Source organism: Paenarthrobacter sp. JL.01a (assembly GCF_025452095.1).
Lineage (GTDB): Bacteria > Actinomycetota > Actinomycetes > Actinomycetales > Micrococcaceae > Arthrobacter.
Genome location: NZ_CP104877.1, coordinates 4224305 through 4247688, shown reverse-complemented (window position 1 = coordinate 4247688; position 23384 = coordinate 4224305). Strand labels below are relative to the sequence as shown.

The 23384-nt window shown below is 64.5% G+C and carries 21 protein-coding genes; 18 read left to right on the top strand and 3 right to left on the bottom strand.

The annotated features are described in order from the left end of the window. The first annotated feature begins 132 nt into the window (after positions 1 to 132). A complete protein-coding gene (locus tag N5P29_RS20190) occupies positions 133 to 2856 on the top strand; it encodes an FG-GAP-like repeat-containing protein (RefSeq protein WP_262276551.1) in 2724 nt (907 codons plus the stop codon). Positions 2857 to 3006: 150 nt separating this feature from the next. Here N5P29_RS20190 and N5P29_RS20185 read toward each other — a convergent pair whose 3' ends face one another. Next, positions 3007 to 4329, bottom strand: a complete 1323-nt coding sequence (locus N5P29_RS20185; protein ID WP_262276550.1) for an MFS transporter — start codon at positions 4327 to 4329, stop codon at positions 3007 to 3009. 200 nt (positions 4330 to 4529) lie between these two features. Here N5P29_RS20185 and N5P29_RS20180 point away from each other — a divergent pair, with 200 nt between their 5' ends. From N5P29_RS20180 to N5P29_RS20125, 12 genes are all read left to right on the top strand, one after another. Next, entirely contained in the window at positions 4530 to 5300 is a 771-nt protein-coding gene (locus tag N5P29_RS20180; RefSeq protein WP_262276549.1) for an IclR family transcriptional regulator, read from the top strand. A 210-nt stretch (positions 5301 to 5510) separates the two neighbouring features. After that, a complete protein-coding gene (locus N5P29_RS20175) occupies positions 5511 to 6428 on the top strand; it encodes a shikimate dehydrogenase (protein ID WP_262276548.1) in 918 nt (305 codons plus the stop codon). Further along, positions 6428 to 8299 (top strand): bifunctional sugar phosphate isomerase/epimerase/4-hydroxyphenylpyruvate dioxygenase family protein, encoded by a 1872-nt coding sequence (locus N5P29_RS20170; RefSeq protein ID WP_262276547.1) that lies wholly within the window; start codon positions 6428 to 6430, stop codon positions 8297 to 8299. The genes N5P29_RS20175 and N5P29_RS20170 overlap by 1 nt, the downstream gene beginning before the upstream one ends. A 41-nt stretch (positions 8300 to 8340) precedes the next feature. After that, positions 8341 to 9210: a protocatechuate 3,4-dioxygenase subunit beta gene (pcaH, locus tag N5P29_RS20165; protein ID WP_262276546.1), complete on the top strand. Its 870-nt coding sequence runs from the start codon at positions 8341 to 8343 to the stop codon at positions 9208 to 9210. Between the two features lie 4 nt (positions 9211 to 9214). Then, a complete protein-coding gene (pcaG, locus tag N5P29_RS20160) occupies positions 9215 to 9814 on the top strand; it encodes a protocatechuate 3,4-dioxygenase subunit alpha (protein WP_262276545.1) in 600 nt (199 codons plus the stop codon). Then, positions 9811 to 11229, top strand: a complete 1419-nt coding sequence (locus N5P29_RS20155) for a lyase family protein (protein ID WP_262276544.1) — start codon at positions 9811 to 9813, stop codon at positions 11227 to 11229. The genes pcaG and N5P29_RS20155 overlap by 4 nt, the downstream gene beginning before the upstream one ends. Next, the gene (locus tag N5P29_RS20150; RefSeq protein ID WP_262276543.1) at positions 11222 to 12025 is read left to right on the top strand and encodes an alpha/beta fold hydrolase; all 804 of its coding nucleotides are present in this window, start codon (positions 11222 to 11224) and stop codon (positions 12023 to 12025) included. Before N5P29_RS20155 ends, N5P29_RS20150 begins: the two co-directional genes overlap by 8 nt. Continuing rightward, the gene (gene pcaC / locus N5P29_RS20145) at positions 12022 to 12471 is read left to right on the top strand and encodes a 4-carboxymuconolactone decarboxylase (RefSeq protein WP_262276542.1); all 450 of its coding nucleotides are present in this window, start codon (positions 12022 to 12024) and stop codon (positions 12469 to 12471) included. Before N5P29_RS20150 ends, pcaC begins: the two co-directional genes overlap by 4 nt. A 99-nt stretch (positions 12472 to 12570) precedes the next feature. After that, positions 12571 to 13788 carry a thiolase family protein gene (locus N5P29_RS20140; RefSeq protein WP_262276541.1) on the top strand — a complete coding sequence of 406 codons (1218 nt, stop codon included), beginning with the start codon at positions 12571 to 12573 and terminating at the stop codon, positions 13786 to 13788. A gap of 5 nt (positions 13789 to 13793) precedes the next feature. Next, complete coding sequence (locus N5P29_RS20135; protein ID WP_262276540.1) at positions 13794 to 14498, top strand: 3-oxoacid CoA-transferase subunit A; 705 nt, start codon at positions 13794 to 13796, stop codon at positions 14496 to 14498. A 2-nt stretch (positions 14499 to 14500) separates the two neighbouring features. Further along, positions 14501 to 15169, top strand: a complete 669-nt coding sequence (locus tag N5P29_RS20130) for a 3-oxoacid CoA-transferase subunit B (RefSeq protein ID WP_262276539.1) — start codon at positions 14501 to 14503, stop codon at positions 15167 to 15169. A 24-nt stretch (positions 15170 to 15193) separates the two neighbouring features. Then, positions 15194 to 15991 (top strand): IclR family transcriptional regulator domain-containing protein, encoded by a 798-nt coding sequence (locus N5P29_RS20125; protein WP_262276538.1) that lies wholly within the window; start codon positions 15194 to 15196, stop codon positions 15989 to 15991. A gap of 58 nt (positions 15992 to 16049) precedes the next feature. On the opposite strand, the gene N5P29_RS20120 is transcribed toward N5P29_RS20125, so the two are convergent. Together N5P29_RS20120 and N5P29_RS20115 are read right to left on the bottom strand one after the other, a co-directional pair. After that, complete coding sequence (locus tag N5P29_RS20120) at positions 16050 to 16394, bottom strand: iron chaperone (RefSeq protein WP_262276537.1); 345 nt, start codon at positions 16392 to 16394, stop codon at positions 16050 to 16052. A 101-nt stretch (positions 16395 to 16495) separates the two neighbouring features. After that, a complete protein-coding gene (locus N5P29_RS20115; RefSeq protein ID WP_144660636.1) occupies positions 16496 to 16894 on the bottom strand; it encodes a RidA family protein in 399 nt (132 codons plus the stop codon). 137 nt (positions 16895 to 17031) lie between these two features. Here N5P29_RS20115 and N5P29_RS20110 point away from each other — a divergent pair, with 137 nt between their 5' ends. The 5 genes from N5P29_RS20110 to N5P29_RS20090 are packed head-to-tail and all read left to right on the top strand — an operon-like array spanning position 17032 to position 23384. Further along, positions 17032 to 17862, top strand: coding sequence for a fumarylacetoacetate hydrolase family protein (locus N5P29_RS20110; protein ID WP_262276536.1), 831 nt, complete (start codon positions 17032 to 17034; stop codon positions 17860 to 17862). 43 nt (positions 17863 to 17905) lie between these two features. Next, on the top strand, positions 17906 to 18388 hold the full coding sequence (locus tag N5P29_RS20105) for a cupin domain-containing protein (RefSeq protein WP_262276535.1): 483 nt from the start codon (positions 17906 to 17908) through the stop codon (positions 18386 to 18388). Positions 18389 to 18390: 2 nt separating this feature from the next. After that, a complete protein-coding gene (locus N5P29_RS20100; protein ID WP_262276534.1) occupies positions 18391 to 19257 on the top strand; it encodes an acyl-CoA thioesterase in 867 nt (288 codons plus the stop codon). Between the two features lie 46 nt (positions 19258 to 19303). Next, on the top strand, positions 19304 to 20974 hold the full coding sequence (locus N5P29_RS20095; protein ID WP_262276533.1) for an AMP-binding protein: 1671 nt from the start codon (positions 19304 to 19306) through the stop codon (positions 20972 to 20974). Between the two features lie 13 nt (positions 20975 to 20987). Then, complete coding sequence (locus tag N5P29_RS20090) at positions 20988 to 23384, top strand: bifunctional salicylyl-CoA 5-hydroxylase/oxidoreductase (RefSeq protein ID WP_262276532.1); 2397 nt, start codon at positions 20988 to 20990, stop codon at positions 23382 to 23384.

The following is a 23384-nucleotide window of genomic DNA, read 5'->3' as shown; positions in this document are numbered from 1 at the left end:
TTCCGGGATGCTTGCGTTTCTTCCATGGGCGCTGTGTCGCGTGTTTCCGTAGGCCAGTGCCCTCACGGCTGTAGCCTGATCTCGGTTGTTGAGAGCCCAGCGACCATAGGCTCCGTCCTCCCAGGAGATCCAATGGGTGTATTGCAGCGATCCGTTGCGCTGTCCACAGGCTTGGTGGTCTTCGCCACCGGCCTGTTTTTTGTCCAAGCCCCGGCAACAGCCGTACCCCTTCCCGGGCCCGATAATCCGAACGTCCAATTCGTTGAGGGCACTCCGCACTCGGAGCATGTCTTCGAGACACCCCTTCCGGAAGCCAAGCAACCCACCAAGGGTGAGGCCGGCGTCGATTCCCTGCTCCGTGACGGGGCTGCGGCAGCCGGCCCCGGCGGCAATATCAGCGTCCGGTTGGTCACTGCGAAGCTGGCGGACAATACCAACCCGGTTTCCATGACGGACGCCGAGAAAGCTGTAGCGTCCACCAGCAACTACTGGAACGCGATGACGGCCGGCAAGCTGTCCATGACCGTGACCAGCGAAGTCGCCGGGCACCAGTCGAAAGCCCGCTCCTCGGACAGCTACAGCACCATCATCTCCACCATCACGAGCGAGCTGAACTGGTCAGCCAGCCCGTACACGGCGTTGGTCATCTTCATTCCGACGTCCACCCTGTCGGGCAACGCGCTCGGCGCGGGATACAGCAGCGGCAGCTACAGCGGTCGCGTCCTCCTGCCGCAGGTCAGCAACTTCACGAACAACGTGATGGCCCACGAGTTCGGCCACGTCATCGGCCTGATGCACGCGGATGCGCTTCAGTGCGGCAGCGGGGTGTCCGACGTCGGGGTCAACAGCAACGGTCAGTTCACCGATCCGTCCTGCTATATCCGCGAGTACGGCGACACCACCGACATCATGGGTGCTGCCCAGTATTCCTTGCCGGTTGTCAGCTCCACATTCTGGGACTACGCGGGATTGGGCCGGGGCGATGAGATCCGTGATGTCGGTGTCGCGACAGGCTCCAAGAGCTACACACTCAAGCCGTGGGGCGGCACTGAAGCGCAGCGGGCGATCAAATTCACCGATCCCGTCAGCAAAGAGGTCTACTACCTGGAGCTGCGGGAACCGGCCGGCTACGACAATTACCTTGGCACTGCCGGCAAGCCGGGCAACATGGGAGTCAAGATCGCCCAGCGCGGCGGTGCCACCATTGCTTCTTCCTTGATCCTGATGCCGTCGACCAAGCCATTCCCGGAGCCGTGGTACGCCAGCAACCACGCGTGGCAGGCAGGCAGCACCTTCACCACCTACACCGGCACGCAGGTGACCATGAATGCGGTCTCGTCGACGTCGGCCACCGTCACCATTACTGCTGACGCACGGCTCACAGCCAAGATCCGTTTTTCGGCGGGCGACTTCGACGGCGACGGGCTCGCCGACGTCCTCTCCCGTGAACCCGACGGCTCCTTGATGCTGTACTCCGGTTTGCCGGGCAACAGGCTCGACAACCCCCGCCAGGTGGGCTCCGGCTGGAATATCTTCGACGCCATCACCGGCTTTTCGGACTTCGATGGAGACGGACGAAGCGATATCTTGGCCCGCACCAGCGACGGCGTCCTGTGGCTGTACCCGGGCGACGGCAACGGCGGTTTCCTCGCCAAACGGCAAATCGGATCCGGCTGGCAGGGCTTCACGAATATCATCGCCGTCGGCGATTTCGACGGCGACGCGCGACTCGACGTCATGGCGACCAAGTCCGATGGCAGCCTCTGGCTGTACCCGGGCGATGGCCAGGGCGGCTTCCGTGCATGGTCGCAGATCGGCTCGGGGTGGAACGGCTTCACCAGCATCACGTCCGATGGCTCCTTCGGGCTCCTTGCGCGGACAAGCGACGGCACCCTCTACCAGTACCCCGGCAATGGTTGGGGTGGCTTCGTGCCTCGCACCACACTCGGAAGCGGTTGGAATACGGTGGGCGACATCGTCAGCGGACAAGACTTCACGGGCGACAAGAAACCCGACGTCCTGACAGTGACGTCGACCGGAACCATGCGCCTCTACCCAGGTAGCGGCTCCGGCTTTGCCGACCGCTTGGCCATCGGCGCCGGCTGGAACCAGTTCAGCCAGGTCTGGGAAGCAGGGGATTTCGACGGCGATGCTGTCGCGGACATTCTGGCCCGTGGCACCGATGGCGCGTTGTGGCTTTACCCGGGGAACGGTTCGGGCGGCTTCCGCCCGCGCGTTCTGGTCGGAACGGGCTGGAATGCCTTCAACAGCATCCTGAGCGCCGGAGATTTCGACGGCGATGGTCACCCGGATCTTGTCGCGAGGACAGCCGACGGGGTGCTGTGGATGTATCCGGCTGACGGCCACGGCCAGTTCCTGCCGCGGAAGCAGATCGGTGTGGGTTGGCAGGGGTTCAATGAGTTGCTCGCTCCGGGTGACTTCAATGGTGACGGGAAAGCCGACCTCGTGGCCCGGGCGGCCAATGGCAGCTTGTGGATCTATCCGGGTAACGGTTCGGGTGGTTTCCTTCCGTGGAAGCAGATCGGCACGGGCTGGGACATCTTTGATTCCGTTGTCCAGGGCGGGGACTTCAATGGCGACGGCCGGGAGGACATCATGGCCCGGGGAACTGACGGGACGTTGTGGCTCTACCCGGGCAACGGCAGTGGCGGCTTCCTGGCACGGGTGGCCCTGGGAAGCGGGTGGAACACCCTCAGCTCGTTCGCGGCTTTGGGCAATGCCTTCACTGGAACGGGCAATCCGTCGGTGGTGGGTGTTGCCGGCAACGGTTTGCTCTTCCTGTACACGGGAACGGGCCAGGGAAGTTTCCAGTCCGTGGTGCTGGATCCCCGGTAGGCAGCTACTGACCGGGTGAACCCCTGGGCAGCGGAAAGCCCGGCATGTCGGGGAACATGCCGGGCTTTCCGTTTGTCGTCACCAGGGTGCCCTGCGAAGGTGTGCGCTCCAGGAACCGGGAAGGAGCGGTCCTCTTCGTGAACCCCAGGCCTACTTGTGCAGGCCGAGCTCTGCCGTCGGGATCTTGGCTGATTCGCGTGCGGTCAGGGCAGAGATAGCCGCGATCACGCAGATCACTCCGCTGAAGATGGAGATCTGGACCCAGCCTCCGGCCTTCGTGCCACCCATTGCCGTGACGATGGCCGGTGCGAAGCCTGCCATCAGGAAGCCCAGCTGCGTGCCGATGGCCAGACCGGAGAAGCGGACCTTGGTGCTGAACATTTCACCGTAGAAGGAAGGCCAGACGGCGTTGGCCGCTGCGTAGCCGAAGGAGAAGAACACGACCGAGACCAGGAACATCAGCGGCACGTTGCCGCCTTCAAGGGTCAGCAGGAACACCGGTGTCATGATGGCGCTGGCCACGGCTCCGTAGATGAAGACGGGCTTGCGGCCAATCCTGTCCGCGAGCATGCCGAACAGGGGCTGGGTGCCGAGGGCCACAAGGTTGGCTGCAACGACCAACCACAGTGTGATGGTGCTGTTGACGTGTGCGACGTCCTGGGCGTACTTGATGGCCAGGGTGCCGAAGACGGTACTGACGGCGGCGATGAATGCACAGCAGACGACGCGGAGGACATCGCGCCAGTGCAGCCTGAGGAGGTCGGCGATGGGCAGCTTGGCGATCTGGTTGTTCTTCTTGGCTTCTTCGAAGGCCGGCGGCTCGTGCAGGGTGCGGCGGATGAAGTACGCCACCATGACCACTACCGCGCTCAGCCAGAACGGGATACGCCAGCCGATGCCGTACTTGATCTCATCGGGAAGTGCCACCACCGGAATGAAGACAAGCGCGGCCAGGATCTGACCGCCCTGGGTGCCGGTGAGCGTCCAGGAGGTGAAGAAGGAGCGGCGATTGTCCGGAGCGTGCTCCAGCGTCATCGAGGATGCGCCGGCTTGCTCGCCGGCGGCGGAGAGACCCTGCGCCAGGCGGGCGAGGACCAGCAGGACAGGAGCCCACCAGCCGATGGTCTTGAAGTCAGGCAGGCAGCCGATGACGAAGGTCGCTGCACCCATAAGGACCAGCGTGAACATGAGGACTTTTTGGCGTCCGATCCTGTCACCGAAGTGGCCCAGGATGATCGCTCCAACGGGACGGGCGACATAGGCGAAGCCGAAGGTCGCGAAGGACATGATGGCCGCATTGGCGTCGGCGTCCGGGAAGAAGACGTGCGGGAAGATCAGCGCTGCGGCGGATCCAAAGATGAAGAAGTCGTAGTACTCAACGGCGCTGCCAAGAAAGCTGGCGAGGGCTGCTTTCTTGGGAGTACCCGTTGTTGATGCAGTGCCGGGCGTCGCTGACGGCATTGTTTGGCTCATGGGAGGTTCCTTCTGTGACAACGGTGTCGCGGGTAAAGCTGGGGGAGTGGCGAGCGAGGTGCGGCTGGCCTTCTCCGGAAAGTAACCACATGGTGAGAGTTACTTGTGCAATACAGCAATAGTGTCTGTGAGAGGGGTCACTTGTCAATACTTATCGCCACCATCTAGAAATAGCTCTCACCATGTGAGAGCATCGAAGCATGAGTGTGAAAGAGGACACAAAGACCGACATGGTCGGCAAAGCCTTGAGTCTGTTGGTGCTGCTCGGCAACGAGCCAAAGGGGGCAAGCGCGGCCGACCTCGCCCGCAGCGCAAACCTGCCCTTCAGTACCACCTACCGCCTGTTGGGCTCACTGACGCGCGACGGCTTCGTCGACTATGAGCCGGATGGCCGCCGCTACCACCTTGGCCTGCGGGTCTTCCAATTGGGGCAGCGCGTGTCCAACCACCACGGTTTCGCTGCCACGGCGCTTCCGGTGTTGCAGCGGGTCACCGAGCGCACTCATGAGGCAACCATTCTCTCGGTCCGCGACGGCGACCATCACCTGACGGTCAACAAGGTGGATGGCCCCAAGACCTTCCGTGTGACCAGTGACCCCGGGCACCTTGGCGCCTTGCACACAACATCGGTGGGTAAGGCAATCGTGGCCTTCGAAACCGAGCTGGAGCGCAGGCGGCTCCTTGAAGAGCTTCCCCTTGAGGCGCTCACCGAGCACTCGATCACGGACCGTGACAAGTTCCGCGAGGAAATCGAGCAGGTCCGTCGGCAGGGTTACGCCGTGATGGACGAGGAGAACGAGATCGGGATGCGCGCCGTCGCCGTGCCGGTCCTCAACTCCCAGGGGCACGCCTTCGCCTCGCTCGCGACAGCGGTGCCGGTGTTCCGCCTGACCATGGAGGAACTCGTCGCCCACGTGCCCACGCTCCAGGAAGCCGCGGCTGAACTCGCGGCCCGCCTGCCCCAGCGCTGACCCAACTAGGGGACAGCAGGTGTCGCAATGAGCGCCCACTGGAGCGTTTGCTGTCCCCTAGTTGGGTAGGGGGGCGGGGGGCGTGCGCGAAAATGTTCGCGATAAGAACAAGCGTGCGGAATATGAACAACTGTAGTAATCTGGATAACACCGCAGGCGAAGCGTCCCTGAAACGCCACCCTGCGGGACTGAAGTAAAAGGAGCTTGAGGATGAGCAACCGAGCCGAATCCGTTCTGGTGGGCCTGATTGGTGAAGGCGTCATGCCCTCGCTCACTCCGCCCATGCATGAACGCGAGGCCGATGTGCAGGGCCTTCGCTTGCTGTACCGCCCCATCGACCTGCTGGAACTGGCATTGCCGGCCGCCGCCGTCGGCGATCTGCTCACAGCAGCCCAGCGGATGGGCTTCAACGGCCTCAACATCACGCACCCCTGCAAGCAGCTGGTGCTGGGTCACCTTGACGAGATTTCCGACGACGCCGCGCGCCTGGGTGCAGTGAATACGGTCCTGATCCAGGACGGCCGCTTCATCGGCCACAACACAGACTTTTCCGGCTTCGGTTCGGCGCTCGCCGACGGCCTGCCCGGAGCCAAACTCGATCGCGTCGTCCAGCTGGGTGCGGGAGGTGCCGGTTCCGCCGTCGCCTACGCTCTGCTCAAGGCGGGCACCAAACATCTCGACCTCGTTGACATGGACGCCGCCCGGGCGGCCGAGCGGGCCGCGGAACTCTCAAGTCTCTTCCCTCACGCTACCGTCACGCCGCGGGGCCTGGGCGAGTTGCCGGAGCTGATGCCCCTTGCCGACGGGCTGGTGCACTGCACGCCGGTCGGCATGGCCGCTCACCCTGGTCTCCCGCTCGATATTGGACTCCTGGAAACCCGCCATTGGGTAGCGGACATTGTCTACCGCCCGATCGAGACGCAACTGGTCCGCGAAGCGCGCGCCAAGGGTTGCGCAGTGCTCGACGGCGGCCGCATGGCGGTTGGGCAGGCGGCCGACGCCTTCAAGCTCTTCACCGGAAGGGACGCCGACAGGGACCGCATGCGCACGCACTTCCTGGAATTGATCGCCCTGGAAGACGCTGCAGCCTCGCTCGCCGCTGGCACCCTCGCAAAGGCGGCCCACTGATGCGTACCGGAATCGCCACCGTCTGCCTCTCGGGCACCCTGAAGGAGAAGATGCAGGCCTGCGCCATCGCGGGCTTCGACGGCATCGAGATCTTCGAGCAGGACCTCGTCACCTCGTCGCTCAGCCCCGAAGATATCCGCAAAATGGCCGCAGATCTCGGCTTGGGATTGGACCTCTACCAGCCGTTCCGGGATTTCGACGGCGTCACTCCGGACCTGCTGAAGGCAAACCTCAAGCGGGCGGAGGCCAAGTTCAAGCTGATGGCCCGCCTTGGCATGGACACCATCCTGGTCTGCTCCAACGTGGCCACAGCGACCATTGACGATGACCAGCTCCGCGCTTCCCAACTGGCCGAACTTGCCGGACTGGCAGGCGACCACGGGGTGAAGGTTGCCTACGAGGCCTTGGCCTGGGGCAAGTACGTCAACGACTACGAGCACGCCCACCGCCTGGTGGAGATGGTGGACCACCCCAATCTGGGCACGTGCCTTGACTCCTTCCACATCCTTTCCCGCGACTGGGACACCGCTCCGATCGAGGACATCAACGCGGAGAAGATCTTCTTCGTGCAGGTAGCGGATGCGCCCAAGCTCTCCATGGATGTGCTGTCCTGGAGCCGCCACTACCGGGTTTTCCCCGGGGAGGGCCAGTTCGAGCTCGCCAAGTTCATGGGACACGTGGTCCGCGCAGGCTACACCGGACCCGTCTCCCTGGAGGTCTTCAATGATGTGTTCCGCCAGTCGGACGTGGAGCGGACGGCCGTGGATGCCATGCGCTCCCTCATCTGGCTGGAGGAACAGAGCGCCAAGTGGCTGGCCAGCAGCCCGGCGGCAGGCGGAGCAGAGACCCAACAGAACTCCCGCCGTCGTTATCCCATGGAACTGGCCACGCTGCCCAAGGTGAACGAGCCCGCCGGGTTCAACTTCGCCGAGGTCAAGGCTGATGACACCGCCCAGCTGGAGAAACTCCTGGGCCAGCTCGGCTTCGAATTCGAAGGCCGGCACCGCACCAAGGACGTCCAACTGTGGACCATGGGCCAGGCACGCGTGATCATCAACGAGCAAGCGGCCTTGCACATGGAACCGGCTATTGCCGCTTTGGGGTTCGACGTCGACTCCCCGGTGATTGCCTCGGCCCGGGCCCAGCAGCTCAAGGCCCCCGTGGTCGCACGCAAGGTGCAGGCGGACGAGGAAGTGTTCCAGGGCATTTCCGCGCCGGACTCCACCGAGATTTTCCTCTGCCAGGGCAATCCGGACGGCACGGCTGCGTGGACCCACGAATTCGGCGAAGGGCTGGAGCACGTTTCGAGCGGCACATCAGCCGTGATCGACCATGTGAACCTCGCCCAGCCATGGCAGCATTTCGACGAGGCCGTCCTCTTCTACACCAGCGCGCTGGCCCTGGAACCCCAGCCTTTCGCCGAGGTGCCCAGCCCCAGCGGCCTGGTGCGCTCACAGGTGATGGAGACCAGTAACGGGGCTGTCCGGCTGGTGCTGAACCTGGCCCCGGCGCAGCAGGCCGAAAAGGCACGCAAAACGTACCAGGAACACATCGCGTTCGCCGTGGATGACCTCGTGGCAACAGCCCGGTCAGCGCGGGAGCGTGGCCTCGAGTTCCTGCAGATTCCGGCCAACTATTACGAGGACCTGGACGCGCGGTTCGATCTTGAACCAGGTTTCCTGGCCACCCTCCAGGAGCTCAACCTCCTGTATGACCGGGACGCCAACGGCGAATTCCTCCACTTCTACACCGCCACAGTGGGCAGTGTGTTCTTCGAAATGGTGGAGCGCCGCGGCAATTACGACGGCTACGGAGCCCCGAACGCACCCGTCCGCCACGCCGTCCAATACGACTCACTCCACCGGGCATAGCCGCCCGATCCAGAAGAAGAATCCATAGAAAGGAGCCGGTTGTGCCGCAAGACAACACCGCACAAGCTCTCGAATCCGAGGAACTCGTGCCGCCAGCTGAGCCGCACGCCGCGCATGAGTCCAAGAAAGTGGAAACGCAGGCGGACCTCAGCGCAGAGATCAAGGAGATCGGCGACCGTTATGCCGAGGCACTGAAGAACGGCAAGGCACCGGAAACCATGCCGCGCCTGGACTACGCGCCCTACCGCAGCTCCATCCTGCGCCACCCCACCAAGAGCCTGCACCACGCGGACCCGGAAACCATCGAGCTCTACTCGCCGGCATTCGGGCACCAGGACGTGCACGCGCTGGAATCGGACCTCACCATACAGCACAACGGCGAGCCCCAGGGTGAGCGCATCATCGTCTCCGGGCGCGTCCTCGACGGCGACGGTCGTCCGGTTGCGGGGCAGCTCGTGGAAATCTGGCAGGCAAACGCTTCCGGCCGGTACATCCACAAGCGCGACCAGCACCCCGCACCGCTCGACCCGAACTTCACCGGCGTCGGACGCTGCATCACGGGCGCCGACGGCTCCTACTCCTTCACCACCATCAAGCCCGGCGCGTATCCGTGGAAGAACCACCTCAACGCCTGGCGCCCGGCCCACATCCACTTCTCCATGTTCGGCTCGGAGTTCACCCAGCGCATCGTCACCCAGATGTACTTCCCGGGCGACCAGCTCTTCCCGCTGGACCCCATCTACCAGTCGATCGTGGACCAGGACGCCCGCGACCGCCTGGTGGCGCAGTACGACCACGAGCTGACCAGCCCCGAATGGGCCCTCGGCTACAAGTGGGACATCATCCTGACCGGTTCCAAGCGGACCTGGACCGAGAACGAAGCATTCGGCGACGCCGGGGACGAGGAGTAAGCACATGAGCAAGCTGACACCCACACCGGGCCAGACCGTCGGACCCTTCTACGGCTACGCCCTCCCCTTTAACAAGGACAACGAGCTCCTGGCGCCGGGCAGCCCCGGCAGCATCCGCCTCCAGGGCACGGTGTACGACGGCGCGGGCCACACCATCCCGGACGCGATCCTGGAAATCTGGCAGCCGGACTCCGAGGGCAACATCGTCCAGCGCACCGGCTCCCTGGTCCGCGATGGATACACCTTCACCGGTTGGGGCCGTGGCGCCGTTGGCAACTCGGGCGTCTACACCTTCACCACGGTGAACCCGGGACCGCTCAAGGCTGGAGCGGCGCCGTTCATCTCCGTGGCAGTCTTCGCCCGTGGCCTCATGAACCGCCTCTTCACCCGCGTGTACCTGCCCGAAAACGAGGAAGCGCTGGCCAACGATCCTTTGCTCAGCTCCCTCGACCCCGAGCGCCGCAAGACCCTGATCGCACGCCGCGATCCCGACGGCGGACTCACCTGGGACATCCGCCTCCAGGGTCAGGACGAGACCGTGTTCCTGGACTTCCAGCAGGACGGTTCGCTCGACCTTGCTTCCGAGGAGTCGGCAGCATCATGACCGACGGCGACTTCGGCCTCCTCAGCCCCGTTACTGCCTCACCTGCGGTGACCGCACTGACGGGCGACCGTGCCGTGATCGCGGCGATCCTCGACGTCGAAGCCGCCTGGGCAGCCGTCCTCGAGGAAGCCGGGCTGGCCCCCCAAGGGGCTGCCGCTGTGGTGGCCGAAGCCGCCGACCCCGGTCACTACGACCTCGCCGTCATCGCCGAACGCGCCCAAGGCGGCGCCAACCCGGTGATCCCGCTGCTCGTTGAACTCCGCGCCCGCGTCAAAGTCCTGGACATCACGGGCGGGGGCGCCGCGAAAGCCGTCCACACCTCCCTGACCAGCCAAGACGTGCTTGACTCCGCGCTCATGCTCCTGGCCAGCCGCACCCTTTCGGCGTTGCTCACTGAGGTAAAGGGCACGACGACGGCGCTCACCGGCTTGGCCGAACAGCATGCGGACACGCTGTGCGTGGGCAGGAGCCTGACGCAGCATGCCCTTCCGTACACCTTCGGGCTCAAGGCCGCGCAATGGTTCCAAGGAGTGGCTGCTTCTGCCGCGCGTCTGGAGTCAGTTGAGTTGCCGGTCCAGTTCGGCGGTGCCAGCGGAACGTTGGCCTCCGGGTCCAAACTGACTGCAGGCTCTGACTCCACGCCGTTCACGCTGGCGGATGCACTGGCCCTGAAGCTTGGCCTGACCCCCGCTCCGGCACCCTGGCACACCAACCGACTGGCCGTCACGTCCCTGGGCGATTCCCTGGCATCCCTGCTGGATGCCTTCGGCAAGATCGCCGCGGACCTGGTGTTCCTGAGCCGCCCGGAAGTTGGCGAACTCGGGGAACCCTTGGCTGTCGGACGCGGGGTTTCCTCGGCCATGCCGCAGAAGCAGAACCCCGTTCTGTCCGTGCTCATCCGCAGTGCGGCACTCCAGGCACCGGCTCTTGCTTCCCAGCTCCACTCGGCCGCCGGCACCTTCAACGACGAGCGGCCCGATGGTGCCTGGCACACGGAGTGGCCCGCATTGCGTCGGCTGCTGGCGTTGGCTCTGGGTGCCGCGCTCCAACTCCGGGAACTCAGCGAAGGCCTCCGGGTGTTCCCCGAAGCCATGCGCCGGAACCTGGAGATCTCGGGGCCGCTGCTCCTCAGCGAAGGTGTGTCGGCCGCCGTCACACCTCTCCTCGGTGAGGACGGAAAGCAGAAGCTGCAGGCCGTCGTCGACGAAACGTTCCAAGCTCCCGCAACCCAGCAGGCGGACACGTACCGAAAGCTCCTCCGGGAAGCTGTCCCCTCGGACAAGCTGACCGACGCGGCGCTGGACGCCCTGCTGGACCCCGCCAGCTACCTTGGTGAGGCCGCCGAAATCCGTCGCCGTATCCTCGCCGCGTACCCCGAATTCACCGCTTCAACGAAGGGAGCCCCTCGTGGCTAAGCCAACCGTCAAGGCTGTGCTGCTGTCCCCGCAGCGCGAACTCGGAGCCAAGCCGCTTCTGGTGGTGGGCCCGTCGCTGGGTACCTCCACGGTGCTCTGGACCGAAACCGCCGCCCTCCTCGGCGACGAGTACGACGTCATCGGCTGGGACCTGCCCGGCCACGGCATCTCGCCGGCCGCCACGGAAGGTTTCGATGTCGCGGAACTGGCGGACGCCGTCGTCGATCTTGTCGACTCCGTGGTCCCCGGCGCAAGATTCCATTACGCGGGCGTATCGCTGGGCGGGGCCACAGGCCTGCAGCTCGGCATCAAGCACGGCGACCGACTCCGCAGCCTGTCCGTGCAGTGCAGCGGCGCCAAGCTTGGCACCCCGGAAGGGTGGCTCGAGCGGGCGGAGACGGTGCGGAAGCTGGGCACGCCGGTGATGATCCAGGGTTCGGCCGAACGGTGGTTCGCGAAGGGGTTCATGGACCGTCAGCCCGAAATCAGCAGCCGCCTCCTGCACGCGCTCCGTGACGCCGACCGCTTCAGCTACTCGTTCTGCTGCGAGGCCCTCGCCGCGCTCGACGTCCGCGAGCAGCTCGGCAGTATCACCGTCCCCACACAGGCGATTGCCGGCGTCGAGGATACTGTTGCGCCGCCGTCGGTCGCCGAGAAGATTGTCTCGGGTGTCCGGGCGGGCGGCACGTTCGCGGTGGCGGAAGCGCTCGACGGCGTGGGCCACCTCGCGCCTGCCGAGGCACCCGCCGTCGTGGCTGGTTTGATGCGGAACTTCATGAAGGAGAACGGACTGTGAGCGTGTCTTCAGAGCGGAACTCATCCGAGCGGAACGGGGCTGTCCAGCCCGAGGCTACCGCGCAGGAAATCTACGACGCCGGCATGGTGGTCCGCCGCGAAGTGCTCGGCGACGCGCATGTGGACCGCGCCAACGCCGGAAAGGATTCCTTCACCGAGGACTACCAGGACATGATCACCAGGATCGCCTGGGGTGGAATTTGGACGCGGCCGGGGCTGAGCCGGCAGATGCGTTCTGCAGTGACGCTGACTGCGCTGGTGGCGCACGGTCACTGGGAGGAGCTGGCCATGCATGTCCGGGCTGCCCTCAACAACGGCCTGAGCAGGGACGAGATCAAGGAAATCCTGCTCCAGACCGCCATCTATTGCAGCGTCCCGTCGGCCAACTCGGCGTTCAAGACGGCCCAAAAGGTCTTCGCGGAAATCGACGCCAACTCACCCAACTAACCCCCGCTCACCCAACTAGGGGACAGCACCTGTCCCAATGAGGGCTCATAGCGACGTTTGCTGTCCCCTAGTTGGGTATCAAGAAACGAAGGAAATCTTATGAACCAGGCATTTGTGTACGATGCCGTGCGCACGCCGTTTGGCAAGTTCGGCTCAGGGCTTGCTGCTGTCCGCCCCGATGATCTCGCGGCTCACGTAGTGCGGGAGTCCGTTCGCCGGGCGCCCGGGCTGGATGTTGAGCGGATCGACGAGGTGGTGTTCGGCAACGCCAACGGCGCCGGCGAAGAAAACCGCAACGTCGCCCGCATGGCCACGCTGCTGGCTGGCCTGCCCGTGTCGATTCCGGGAACCACGGTGAACCGCCTCTGCGGTTCGTCCTTGGACGCGGCCATCATCGCATCGCGGCAGATCAACGCCGGCGACGCCGAGCTGATGCTGGTGGGCGGCGCCGAATCCATGTCTCGTGCGCCGTGGGTGCTGCCGAAGACCTCCAAGCCCTACCCCGCCGGCGACATGACCCTGGCTTCGACCACGCTGGGATGGCGTTTGGTGAACCCGGCGATGAACAAGGACTGGACCATCTCTTTGGGCGAGGCCACGGAGCGGCTACGGGAGAAGTACGGGATCACACGTGAGCGTCAGGATGCTTTTGCGGCGGATTCGCACAACCTGGCCGACGCCGCGTGGAACGAAGGCTTCTACGATTCTTTGGTTACGGCGGTTCCGGGGACGGAGCTGGTCCGCGACGAGGGAATCCGTGCCGGCTCTTCGGCTGGGAAGCTTGCCGGGTTGAAGACGGTCTTCCGTCCCGAAGGTTCAGGGCCCGACGGCGGTACGGTCACCGCCGGGAACGCCTCGCCTTTGTCCGACGGTGCTTCTGCGGCGTGGATCGGTTCCGAAGCTGCTTCCTCGATCCTTGGCCTGGAGCCGCTGGCCCGTATCGCCGGCCGCGGCGCGCACGGCAATGATCCCCAGTACTTCGGGTTCGCCCCGGTGGAGGCCGCGAACAAGGCCCTCGCGAAGGCGGGCATCGGCTGGGACCAGGTTGGCGCCGTCGAACTTAATGAAGCGTTCGCCGCGCAGTCGCTGGCATGCATTGATGCGTGGGGGATCGACCCGTCGATCGTGAACCGCCACGGCGGTGCGATCGCGATGGGCCACCCGCTCGGTGCCTCCGGTACCCGCATCCTGGGCACGCTGGCCCGTTCCTTGCAGGCCTCCGGGCAGCGCTGGGGTGTCGCCGCGATCTGCATCGGAGTGGGCCAGGGACTGGCCGTGGTGCTTGAAAACGTAACCTCTGGCATTGAAGGAGCGTAAGGGCGATGTTGAATTTCATTGACACTGTTGGCGAGGCCGTGGCCGGGATCAAGGACGGTTCCACGGTGATGATCGGCGGGTTCGGCAATGCCGGGCAGCCGTTCGAGCTGATCGATGCGCTCATGGATTGCGGCGCGAAGGACCTGACCGTGGTGAACAACAACGCCGGCCAGGGCGACCAGGGCTTGGCGTTGCTGATCAAGGAGGGCCGCGTGCGGAAGATGATCTGTTCCTTCCCGCGGCAGTCCGATTCCTGGCATTTTGATGCTAGGTACCACGCGGGGGAGATCGAGCTGGAGCTTGTTCCGCAGGGCAACCTGGCCGAACGGATCCGTGCTGCCGGGGCCGGTATTGGCGGGTTCTTCACGCCCACCGGGTACGGCACCACGCTGGCCGAGGGCAAGGAAACCCGGTTCCTCGACGGGAAATGGCAGGTGTTCGAGACGCCGATCCACGCCGACGTCGCGCTCATCAAGGCGCTGAAGGCCGACGGCAAGGGCAACCTCGTGTACCGCAAGACCGCCCGGAACTTCGGCCCGATCATGGCTGCCGCGGCAAAACACACCATTGTGCAGGTTTCCGAGATCGTGCCCACGGGTTCGTTGGATCCGGAGAACGTGGTGACTCCGGGGATTTACGTGAATTCGGTGGTCCGGGTTGGCACTGTTTCTGAAGCAACTGCTAATTCTTCGAACGGAAAGGTGGCCTGAGCATGGGCACGCAAACAAGCATCCAGACCTCGGAGACGCCGCTGGGCCGCGACGCACTCGCACAGCTGGTGGCCCGCGATATCGCCCCTGGCTCGTTCGTGAACCTGGGTATCGGGCAGCCGACCCTGGTGTCCAACTACCTCACCGAAGACCAGAACATCACCCTCCACACGGAGAACGGGATGCTCGGCATGGGCCCGGTGGCGGAAGGGGATGCCGTTGACGGCGACCTGATCAACGCCGGAAAGATCCCCGTCACCGAACTGCCCGGTGCCTCCTACTTCCACCACGCCGACTCGTTCGCGATCATGCGCGGCGGGCACCTGGACATCTGTGTGCTCGGCGCCTTCCAGGTATCCGCCACCGGCGACCTCGCGAACTGGCACACCGGCGCGCCCGACGCGATCCCCGCCGTCGGAGGTGCCATGGACCTGGCCACCGGCGCGAAGGACGTCTTCGTCATGATGACCCTGCTGACCCGTGACGGCGCCTCAAAGCTGGTGGAACAGTGCACCTACCCACTCACCGGCGTCGGCTGCGTCACCCGCGTGTACACCGACAAAGCCGTATTCCTCACCGGCCCCGAAGGCGTCACCGTCCGCGAGACGTTCGGCTGCACCTTCGAGGAAATCCAGGACCTGGTGCCGCTGCCCCTGAAGACCGGGGCCTAGCTCGCCAAACTAGGATTGGTAACCATGAGCGAATCCGCAACGACCCCGCAGGCCAGCGACCAGTACGTTCAGTCGTTGGCGCGGGGTCTTGCTGTGATCCGGGCGTTCGACGCGAACAACCCGGTGATGACCCTCAGCGAAGTCGCGGCCCGCACGGATCTGACGCGGGCCACGGCCAGGCGATTCCTGCACACGCTGGTGGAGCTCGGCTACGTCCGCACCGACGGCAAGACCTTTGCGCTCACGGCCAAGGTGCTGCAGCTGGGCTACTCGTACCTTTCGGCGCTGTCTTTGCCGCAGTTGGCTCAGCCGCACCTTGAGGAGCTGTCCCTGAAGCTGGGGGAGTCGACGTCGGCTGCGGTGTTGGACGGGCAGGACATCTTCTACGTTGCCCGGGTAGCCACCAAACGCATCATGAATGTCGGCATCACCGTGGGCACCCGTTTCCCCGCCTACTCCACCTCGATGGGCCGGGTCCTGCTGGCAGGCCTGCCGCCGGCCAAGCTCGATGCTTACCTCGAACGGGTCGAACTCAAGCCGCTTACCCCCCGGACTGTCACCAGCGCGCCCGACCTGAGGGCCGCCGTCGAACGTGTCCGGACGCAAGGCTGGTGCCTGCTGGACCAGGAGCTGGAGCTCGGGCTGATGTCCATTGCGGCGCCCGTGCACAACCGCAACAACGGCGACACCGTCGCGGCGATCAACGTGTCACTGCAGGCCCAGGCAGTGGCTGCGCAGCCGGAGGGTTACCTGGACTCGGTTCGCGCCGAAGTGGTGGCAACCGCGGACGCGATCTCCCAAGACGTCTCCGCCAAACACTGAGTTTTTGTACAGCTAATGACCTTAAGACCGCCTCATAAGAGCGTTAGCTGTACAAAAACTACTTCCGGATCTGCGTCAGCCGGGTCTCCAGGATCCGGCGCACCATGGAATCGGGCACGGGGTTGTCCACGGAGAACCGCAGGGTCCCCGGCGACCAGGAGTATCCGCCCAGCTCTTCGGACATTTCGGGCAGGATCTGGCCGCTGAACGGGTACAGGGCAAGGTGCTTCTTGGTTTCGAGCACGCTCACCAGGCCCTTGCCCTCGACCAGCAACGCAGGCATCCCGTAGCTGGTGCCTTCTTCGGCGTCAGGCGCCAGTTCCCGGGCAATCTCCACGATCCGCTCCAGGACGGGTCGGCTCGTGGCGCTGACATTCTCCAAGTACTCAGTGACGGTTCCCATAACCCAACGCTTCCCTAACTTGGGAGTTTTTGTACAGCTAATGCGCTTAAAAGGACTTCTTAAGGGCATTAGCTGTACAAAAACTCGGGGACGGGAGGGGGTTAGCGCTCCGGAATCACCGCGATGCCCTGGATTTCGATCATGGCTTCCTTCTGCCAGAGGCGCGTGACTCCGATGCCCGCCATGGCCGGGTACTGGGAGCCGGCCATCTCACGCCAGATACGCCCGATCTCGCGGCCATTGGCCATGTAGTCGTCCACGTCGGTGAGGTAGATGGTCACGTTGACCAGGTCCTCGGGTTGTCCGCCGGCTTCGCGCAGCGTGGTGAGGACGTTTGAAAACGCCTGCGTGAACTGCTCCACGATGCCGCCGGGAACGATGTTCATGTCCTTGTCCAGCGCTGTCTGTCCACCCAGGAACACGGTGTTTCCGGCGAGCATGCCGTGGGCAAATCCGGACGGCTTGGGCAGCGATTCCGGGTTGATGGTCTTGTGGCTCATGGTGGTCCTCCTCGGTTGTGACAGTTGCGAAAACTTTTGAAAAGCCCCTATGCAGATCATTCCCGCCCTGCTACGTTGAGCATATGTGACGATCGTAAAAAAGTCGACACATCGAATATCTCGAAGGGAACCCAGCGATGAAACTAGCCACCTTGCGCATCTCGGGCGGACGTACGACGGCGGCACTCGCCGCGGGCGACGGTACTTACGTCGCGCTTCCGGCCACTGATGTGGGCGCTTTCCTGAACCGGAAGAATTGGCGACTCATCGCCCTGGCGGCCGACGGGGAAACCATCAGCAACCCGGACTTCGCACCCCTGCTCCCCAGTGCGGGCAAGGTAATCTGCTGTGGCCTGAACTACGGAGACCACATCCAGGAGATGGGCCGGGATCTCCCCGAACACCCAACACTGTTCGCCAAGTACGCGGACACCTTGGTCGGCGCGAACGATCCTGTGGAAGTCCAGGGGAGTGGGCGCGTCGACTGGGAAGCCGAGCTGGCCGTCGTCGTGGGTTCCGAGCTGTACCAAGCGGACGACGACCAGGCGCGCGAGGCAATCGCCGGGTACACCGTGGCCAACGACGTCTCCATGCGCGACTGGCAAAACCGGACGCTGCAGTGGTTCCAGGGCAAAGCCTGGGACCGCACCACTCCGGTGGGCCCGGTTATGGTCACCGCGGACGAGGCCGGGGAGCACTTCCAGGTCAAGGGCTACGTCAACGGCGAGCTCGTGCAGAACGGAAACACCCGCACGCTCGTCTTTGGCCCGGCCCAACTGCTGTCCTACATTTCGCAGTTCACCATCCTGCGTCCTGGCGACCTCGTCCTCACGGGAACCCCCGGGGGAGTGGGCATGGGCATGAACCCGCCTCGCTTTCTGCAGGACGGCGACACGCTTGTTACCGAAATCGAGGGGATCGGCCGGCTGGAAAACCGGTTCGCGATCCACGCACCCGTCCACGCGTAAAAACGCTGCCTAAAGCAACTGCCTAAACAAGAGGAGAAACCCCATGAGCCAGGCTACTAGCGAATACCGCCTCGAAGGCGACAACTCCATCTACGCCCAGCCCGACGGCAAGGTAGTACCCGTCGTCACCCGTGCCGGCGCCGAGGACACGAATACGGCCCAGTCCGGCGACTGCATCCGCGTCTCCGGTGTCAGCATCCAGCACACCCCGGCAACCAAGATCTGGTTCGGCCAGGTGTCCAACACCCCCGGCTACCGTTCCCTCCCGCACCACCACGGCGAAGCAGAAACGGGCGGCTACGTCCTCCGCGGCCATGGACGCATCTACTTCGGCGAGAACTACAGCGAGTTCATCGACATGAAAGCCGGTGACTGGGTATTCGTTCCGCCGTTCATGCCGCACGTTGAAGCGAACATGTCCATCACCGAGGAACTCGTGTGGCTGACCGCCCGCACCCCGGAGAACCTCGTGGTCAACCTCGAGGACGTCCCTGACGAGACCCTCGCCGACTACCGCCGGGCATAGCCATGATCACGGGAACCCTGACGTCGGAGACCTTCCTCCGGGCCGTTGAACTGACGGAGACGGAAGCCCAGGTCTTCGACGAAGCCTATGAAGCCACCACCCAGTACGTTCCCTGGCCAAAAGCCTATGGTGGAGACATGGTGGCCCAGGCCGCAGCAGCGATGATGCGCTCAGTGGATGCTGACCGGCAACTCCACTCGATGCACAGCTATTTCATGCGCCCTGTGGATATCGGTTCAACGGTCCGCTACGAAGTCGAGCGCCTGCGCGATGGCCGCGGTTACTCCACGCGCACTGTCCGGGGTTTCCAGAACGGCAAGCCTGTATATGCCGCGATGGGTTCCTTCCAGGTTCCCGAAGACGGGCCGGACTTCCAGCCCGAGGCGCCGACCGCCGTCGAGCCTGAATCGCTGCGCTCCGCCGCCGAAGCCCTGTCCGAGAGTGAGGGCCCAGCCGCAGACTACTGGTCATCCGGCCGTAGTTTCGACATGCGGCATATTCCTGGCCCGGTATATGTCGAGCTGGAGGGTGGAACGGCCCCCCAGCAGGCAATCTGGGTCAAAGCCTTCGACACCCTGCCTGATGACGCCAACCTCCAGCGCACCGCACTGGCGTACGTGTGCGACTACACCATCCTTGAACCGCTCCTCCGGGTTAACGGCCTCAACTGGTCCAGCCCCGGACTCGCTACCGCCAGCCTTGACCACTCCATGTGGTTCCACCGGGAAGGCCGGGTGGACGACTGGGTGCTCTACGCCCAGGAAGCCATCTCCGGCCAGAGCAACCGCGGCCTCGCCATGGGCCGTTTCTTCGACCGTCAGGGACGACTCCTCGCGACCGTCGCCCAAGAAGGCATGATCCGCGCCTGACACCCCCATCCCCAGCCCCAACGACGCACCACTGAAAGGAACGGCCATGAGCATGTTGCCATCGGCCCACGTGGACACGTTCACCCGAGACCACCTGCCGTCCAGTGATACCTGGCCGGCGTTCGAATTCACCCTCCCCGAACTGAACTACCCGGACCGGCTCAATGCCGCCGCCGTGCTGATCGACGACGCTGTCGCACGGCACGGCACCGACCGCCCCGCCCTCCGCACCCCAGACGGCGTTGTCTGGACGTACGGCGAGCTCCAGACCCGCTCCAACCAGGTTGCCCAGGTACTCACCGAGGACCTTGGCGTCGTCCCGGGCAACCGCGTCCTGCTTCGCGGCCCGAACAACCCATGGATCGTGGCTGCCTGGCTCGGTGTCCTGAAAGCCGGCGCGGTGGTGGTCACCACCATGCCCATGCTTCGTTCCACGGAGGTCGCCACGATCATCCAGCTCACCAAGCCGGTTGTCGCGATTTCGGACCACCGCTTTGTGGACGAGCTCGCGGTCGCGGCCGGTGATGACGTGACGGTCCTGACGTACGGAAAGAACGACGACGGCGACCTCACCGCCCGCTGCTCGCGCAAGCGCGGGGAGTTCACGCCGGTGGACACGTCCTCGGACGACGTTGCCCTCCTGGGGCCGACGTCCGGAACGACGGGCGTGCCCAAGGTGACCATGCATTTCCACCGGGACATCCTGGCCAACGCGGACACCTTTGCCCGGTACATCCTGGAGCCCACGGCTGACGACGTCTTCGCGGGATCTCCTCCGCTGGCCTTCACCTTCGGACTCGGCGGACTGGTGGTCTTCCCCTTGCGGTTCGGTGCATCGGCGCTGCTGACGGAAAAGGCCGGTCCTGTGGAACTGGCTGAGAGGGCAGCAGAGGCCGGAGCCACGGTGCTCTTCACTGCACCCACCGCCTACCGGGCCATCCTTAAGGAGAAGCGCGGAGACCTGCTCAGCGGCCTCCGGGTTGCCGTCTCCGCGGGCGAGCACCTGTCCAAGGAAACGTGGGAAGCCGTCCACGAAGCTACCGGCCAGCGATTGGTCAACGGCATCGGTGCAACGGAAATGCTGCATGTGTTCATCTCGGCGGCCGGGGACGACATCCGTCCGGGTACCACCGGCAAGGCCGTGCCGGGCTACCGAGCCACGATTCTTGACGCCCAAGGCAACGAACTTGGGGCAGGACAAACCGGACGTCTGGCGATCATCGGACCCACGGGCTGCCGGTACCTCGACGATCCCCGCCAGGCGAACTATGTAGTGAACGGCTGGAACGTCACGGGGGACACGTTCTCCATGGACGAGGACGGCTACTTTACTTACCAGGCACGCTCGGACAACATGATCGTCTCCTCCGGGTACAACATCGGCGGGCCCGAGGTTGAAGCGGCCATCGACCAGCACCCGGACGTGGTGGAAAACGCGGTCATCGGCATCCCGGACGAGGAACGCGGCAGCATCGTGTGTGCGTTCGTGGTCCTGCGCGAGGGCGTCACCGGGGACGCTGCCAAGCGCAAGGAGATCCAGGACTTCGTGAAGCAAACCATCGCCCCGTACAAGTACCCCCGCGATGTCCGCTTCGTCACCGAACTTCCACGCAATCCCAGCGGCAAACTGCAGCACTTCAAGCTGCGCGACCGCGTCCTCGCGCAGGACATTTCCAGCACCAACGAACTTACCGCCGCAGGCCAGAGCCAGGCGTAGAAGGAGCAACCCCATGAAGATCGCAATCGTCGGAGGCGGCCCGGGCGGCCTGTACTTCGCAGCACTGATGAAGCAGCTCGATCCGTCCCACGACATCACCCTCTGGGAACGCAACGCTGCCAGCGATACCTTCGGGTTCGGCGTCGTGTTTTCCGATGAGACGCTCGGCGGCATCGGCAACGCGGACCCGGTGGTGGCCGAGTACATGAGCCGCCGCTTCGCCCGCTGGTCCGACATCGACATCCACTTCCGCGGGGAGACCATCACCGTGGGCGGCCAGGGCTTCGCTGCCATGAGCCGTAAGGAACTGCTGGAACTGCTGCAGCGCCGCTGCATCGAACTGAACGTTGACGTCCGGTTCAGCACCCTGGCCCCCGCCATCGAGGAGCTGGAAGCCAATTACGACCTTGTGCTTGCTGCGGACGGCATCAACTCCCAGATCCGTTCAAAATACGCCGACGCCTTCAGGCCCAGCCTGGACCCACGGACCAACAAGTTCATGTGGCTCGGCACCAACCAGGTCTTTGAAGCCTTCAAGTTCTTCGTGAAGGAAACCGAGTGGGGCGTCATGCAGATCCACGGCTACCCGTACTCGGACGAGGGATCCACGTTTATCGTGGAAATGCACCAGGACGTTTGGCATGCTGCAGGCTTCGACGAGACCGCGAATGAAGTCTTCCCTCCGGGCGTCTCCGACGAGAAGTCGATCGCCAAGATCCGTGAGATTTTCGCCGAGGAACTGGACGGCTACGAGGTCCTCACCAACAACTCCAAGTGGATCAACTTCACCACCGTCCGCAACCAGAGCTGGCGCAAGGGCAACGTGGTCCTGCTGGGCGACGCCGCCCACACCGCGCACTTCTCGATCGGCTCCGGCACCAAGCTGGCCATGGAGGATTCCCTGGCGCTGGCCGCCTGCTTGCACGAGCACGCCGATCTCCAGGAAGCTCTGGAAGCCTACGAGACCGAGCGGCGCCCTGTGGTCGCGTCCACCCAGCGCGCCGCCCAGGCCTCGCTGGAGTGGTTCGAGCGGATCGGCCAGTACAAGGACCAGGACCCCACTCAGTTCGCGTTCAACCTGCTCACCCGCAGCCGCCGGATCACCCAGGAGAACCTGCGCCTGCGTGACCCCGAATTCGCCGACGCCGTGGACAGGAACTTTGCAGAATCCCAGGGCCTCACCGAGGTTGCGCCGGCCATGTTCCAGCCCTTCAGCATCGGCGAACTCGAGCTCAAGAACCGCATCATCGTCTCCCCGATGGACATGTACTCCGCCACGGACGGCATCCCCGGTGATTTCCACAAGGTCCACCTCGGCTCCAAAGCACTTGGCGGTGCCGGGCTGGTCATGACGGAAATGGTCTGCGTCTCTGAAACGGGCCGCATCACCCCCGGTTGCAGCGGCCTCTACACCGACGAGCAGCGGGACAGCTGGAAGGAGATCGTCGACTTCGTCCACTCCCGCTCCACCGCGAAGATCGGTGCCCAGCTGGGCCACTCCGGCCGCAAGGGCTCCACCAAGCTCATGTGGGAAGGCATCGACCAGCCCCTCGACTCCGGCAACTGGACCGCCGTCGGGCCCTCCGCCCTGCCGTACAGCGCCGAAAACCAGACCCCTGTGGAACTGGACCGGGCGGGCATGGATGCCATCAAGGCCGAGTTTGTCGCAGCGACCAAGCGCGCCGACGAAGCAGGCTTCGACCTCCTCGAGATCCACGCTGCCCACGGCTACCTGCTCTCGTCCTTCCTGTCGCCGGTGTCCAACAAGCGGACAGACGAATACGGTGGCAGCTTGGAGAACCGGCTGCGGTTCCCGCTGGAAGTGTTCGACGCCGTCCGCGCCGCCTGGCCTGCCAACAAGCCGGTGACGGTACGCATCTCCGCGACAGACTGGATCGACGGCGGCAACACCTCCGATGATTCGGTCCAGATCGCGAAGGCGTTCGTGGAGCACGGCGCAGCTGGCCTGGACATCTCCACCGGCCAGGTCGCCAAGGAAGAAAAGCCCGCTTTCGGACGCAGCTACCAGACTCCGTTTGCCGACCGCATCCGCCAGGAAGTCGCCGCTCCGGCAGGCGTGGCCGTCATCGCCGTCGGCGCCATCTCAAGCTACGACGACGTGAACTCGATCCTCCTCGCTGGACGTGCCGACCTGATCGCCTTGGGCCGCACCCACCTGTACGATCCCCAGTGGACCCTCCACGCAGCAGCCGAGCAGGAATACCAAGGCCCGGGCGCCCAGTGGATTCCGCAATTCCGTGCCGGACGCCGCAAGCCACCAAGCTCACGCACCGACGCCATCCGCCCGCGCTTGTCCCTCTTGAAGGAGCCCGATGCCGAAGAAGCCACCAACCACCTGCGCTGGACCCCGGCCGCATCAGCCCGTTCAGCATCGGTCCTGGTGAAGTAG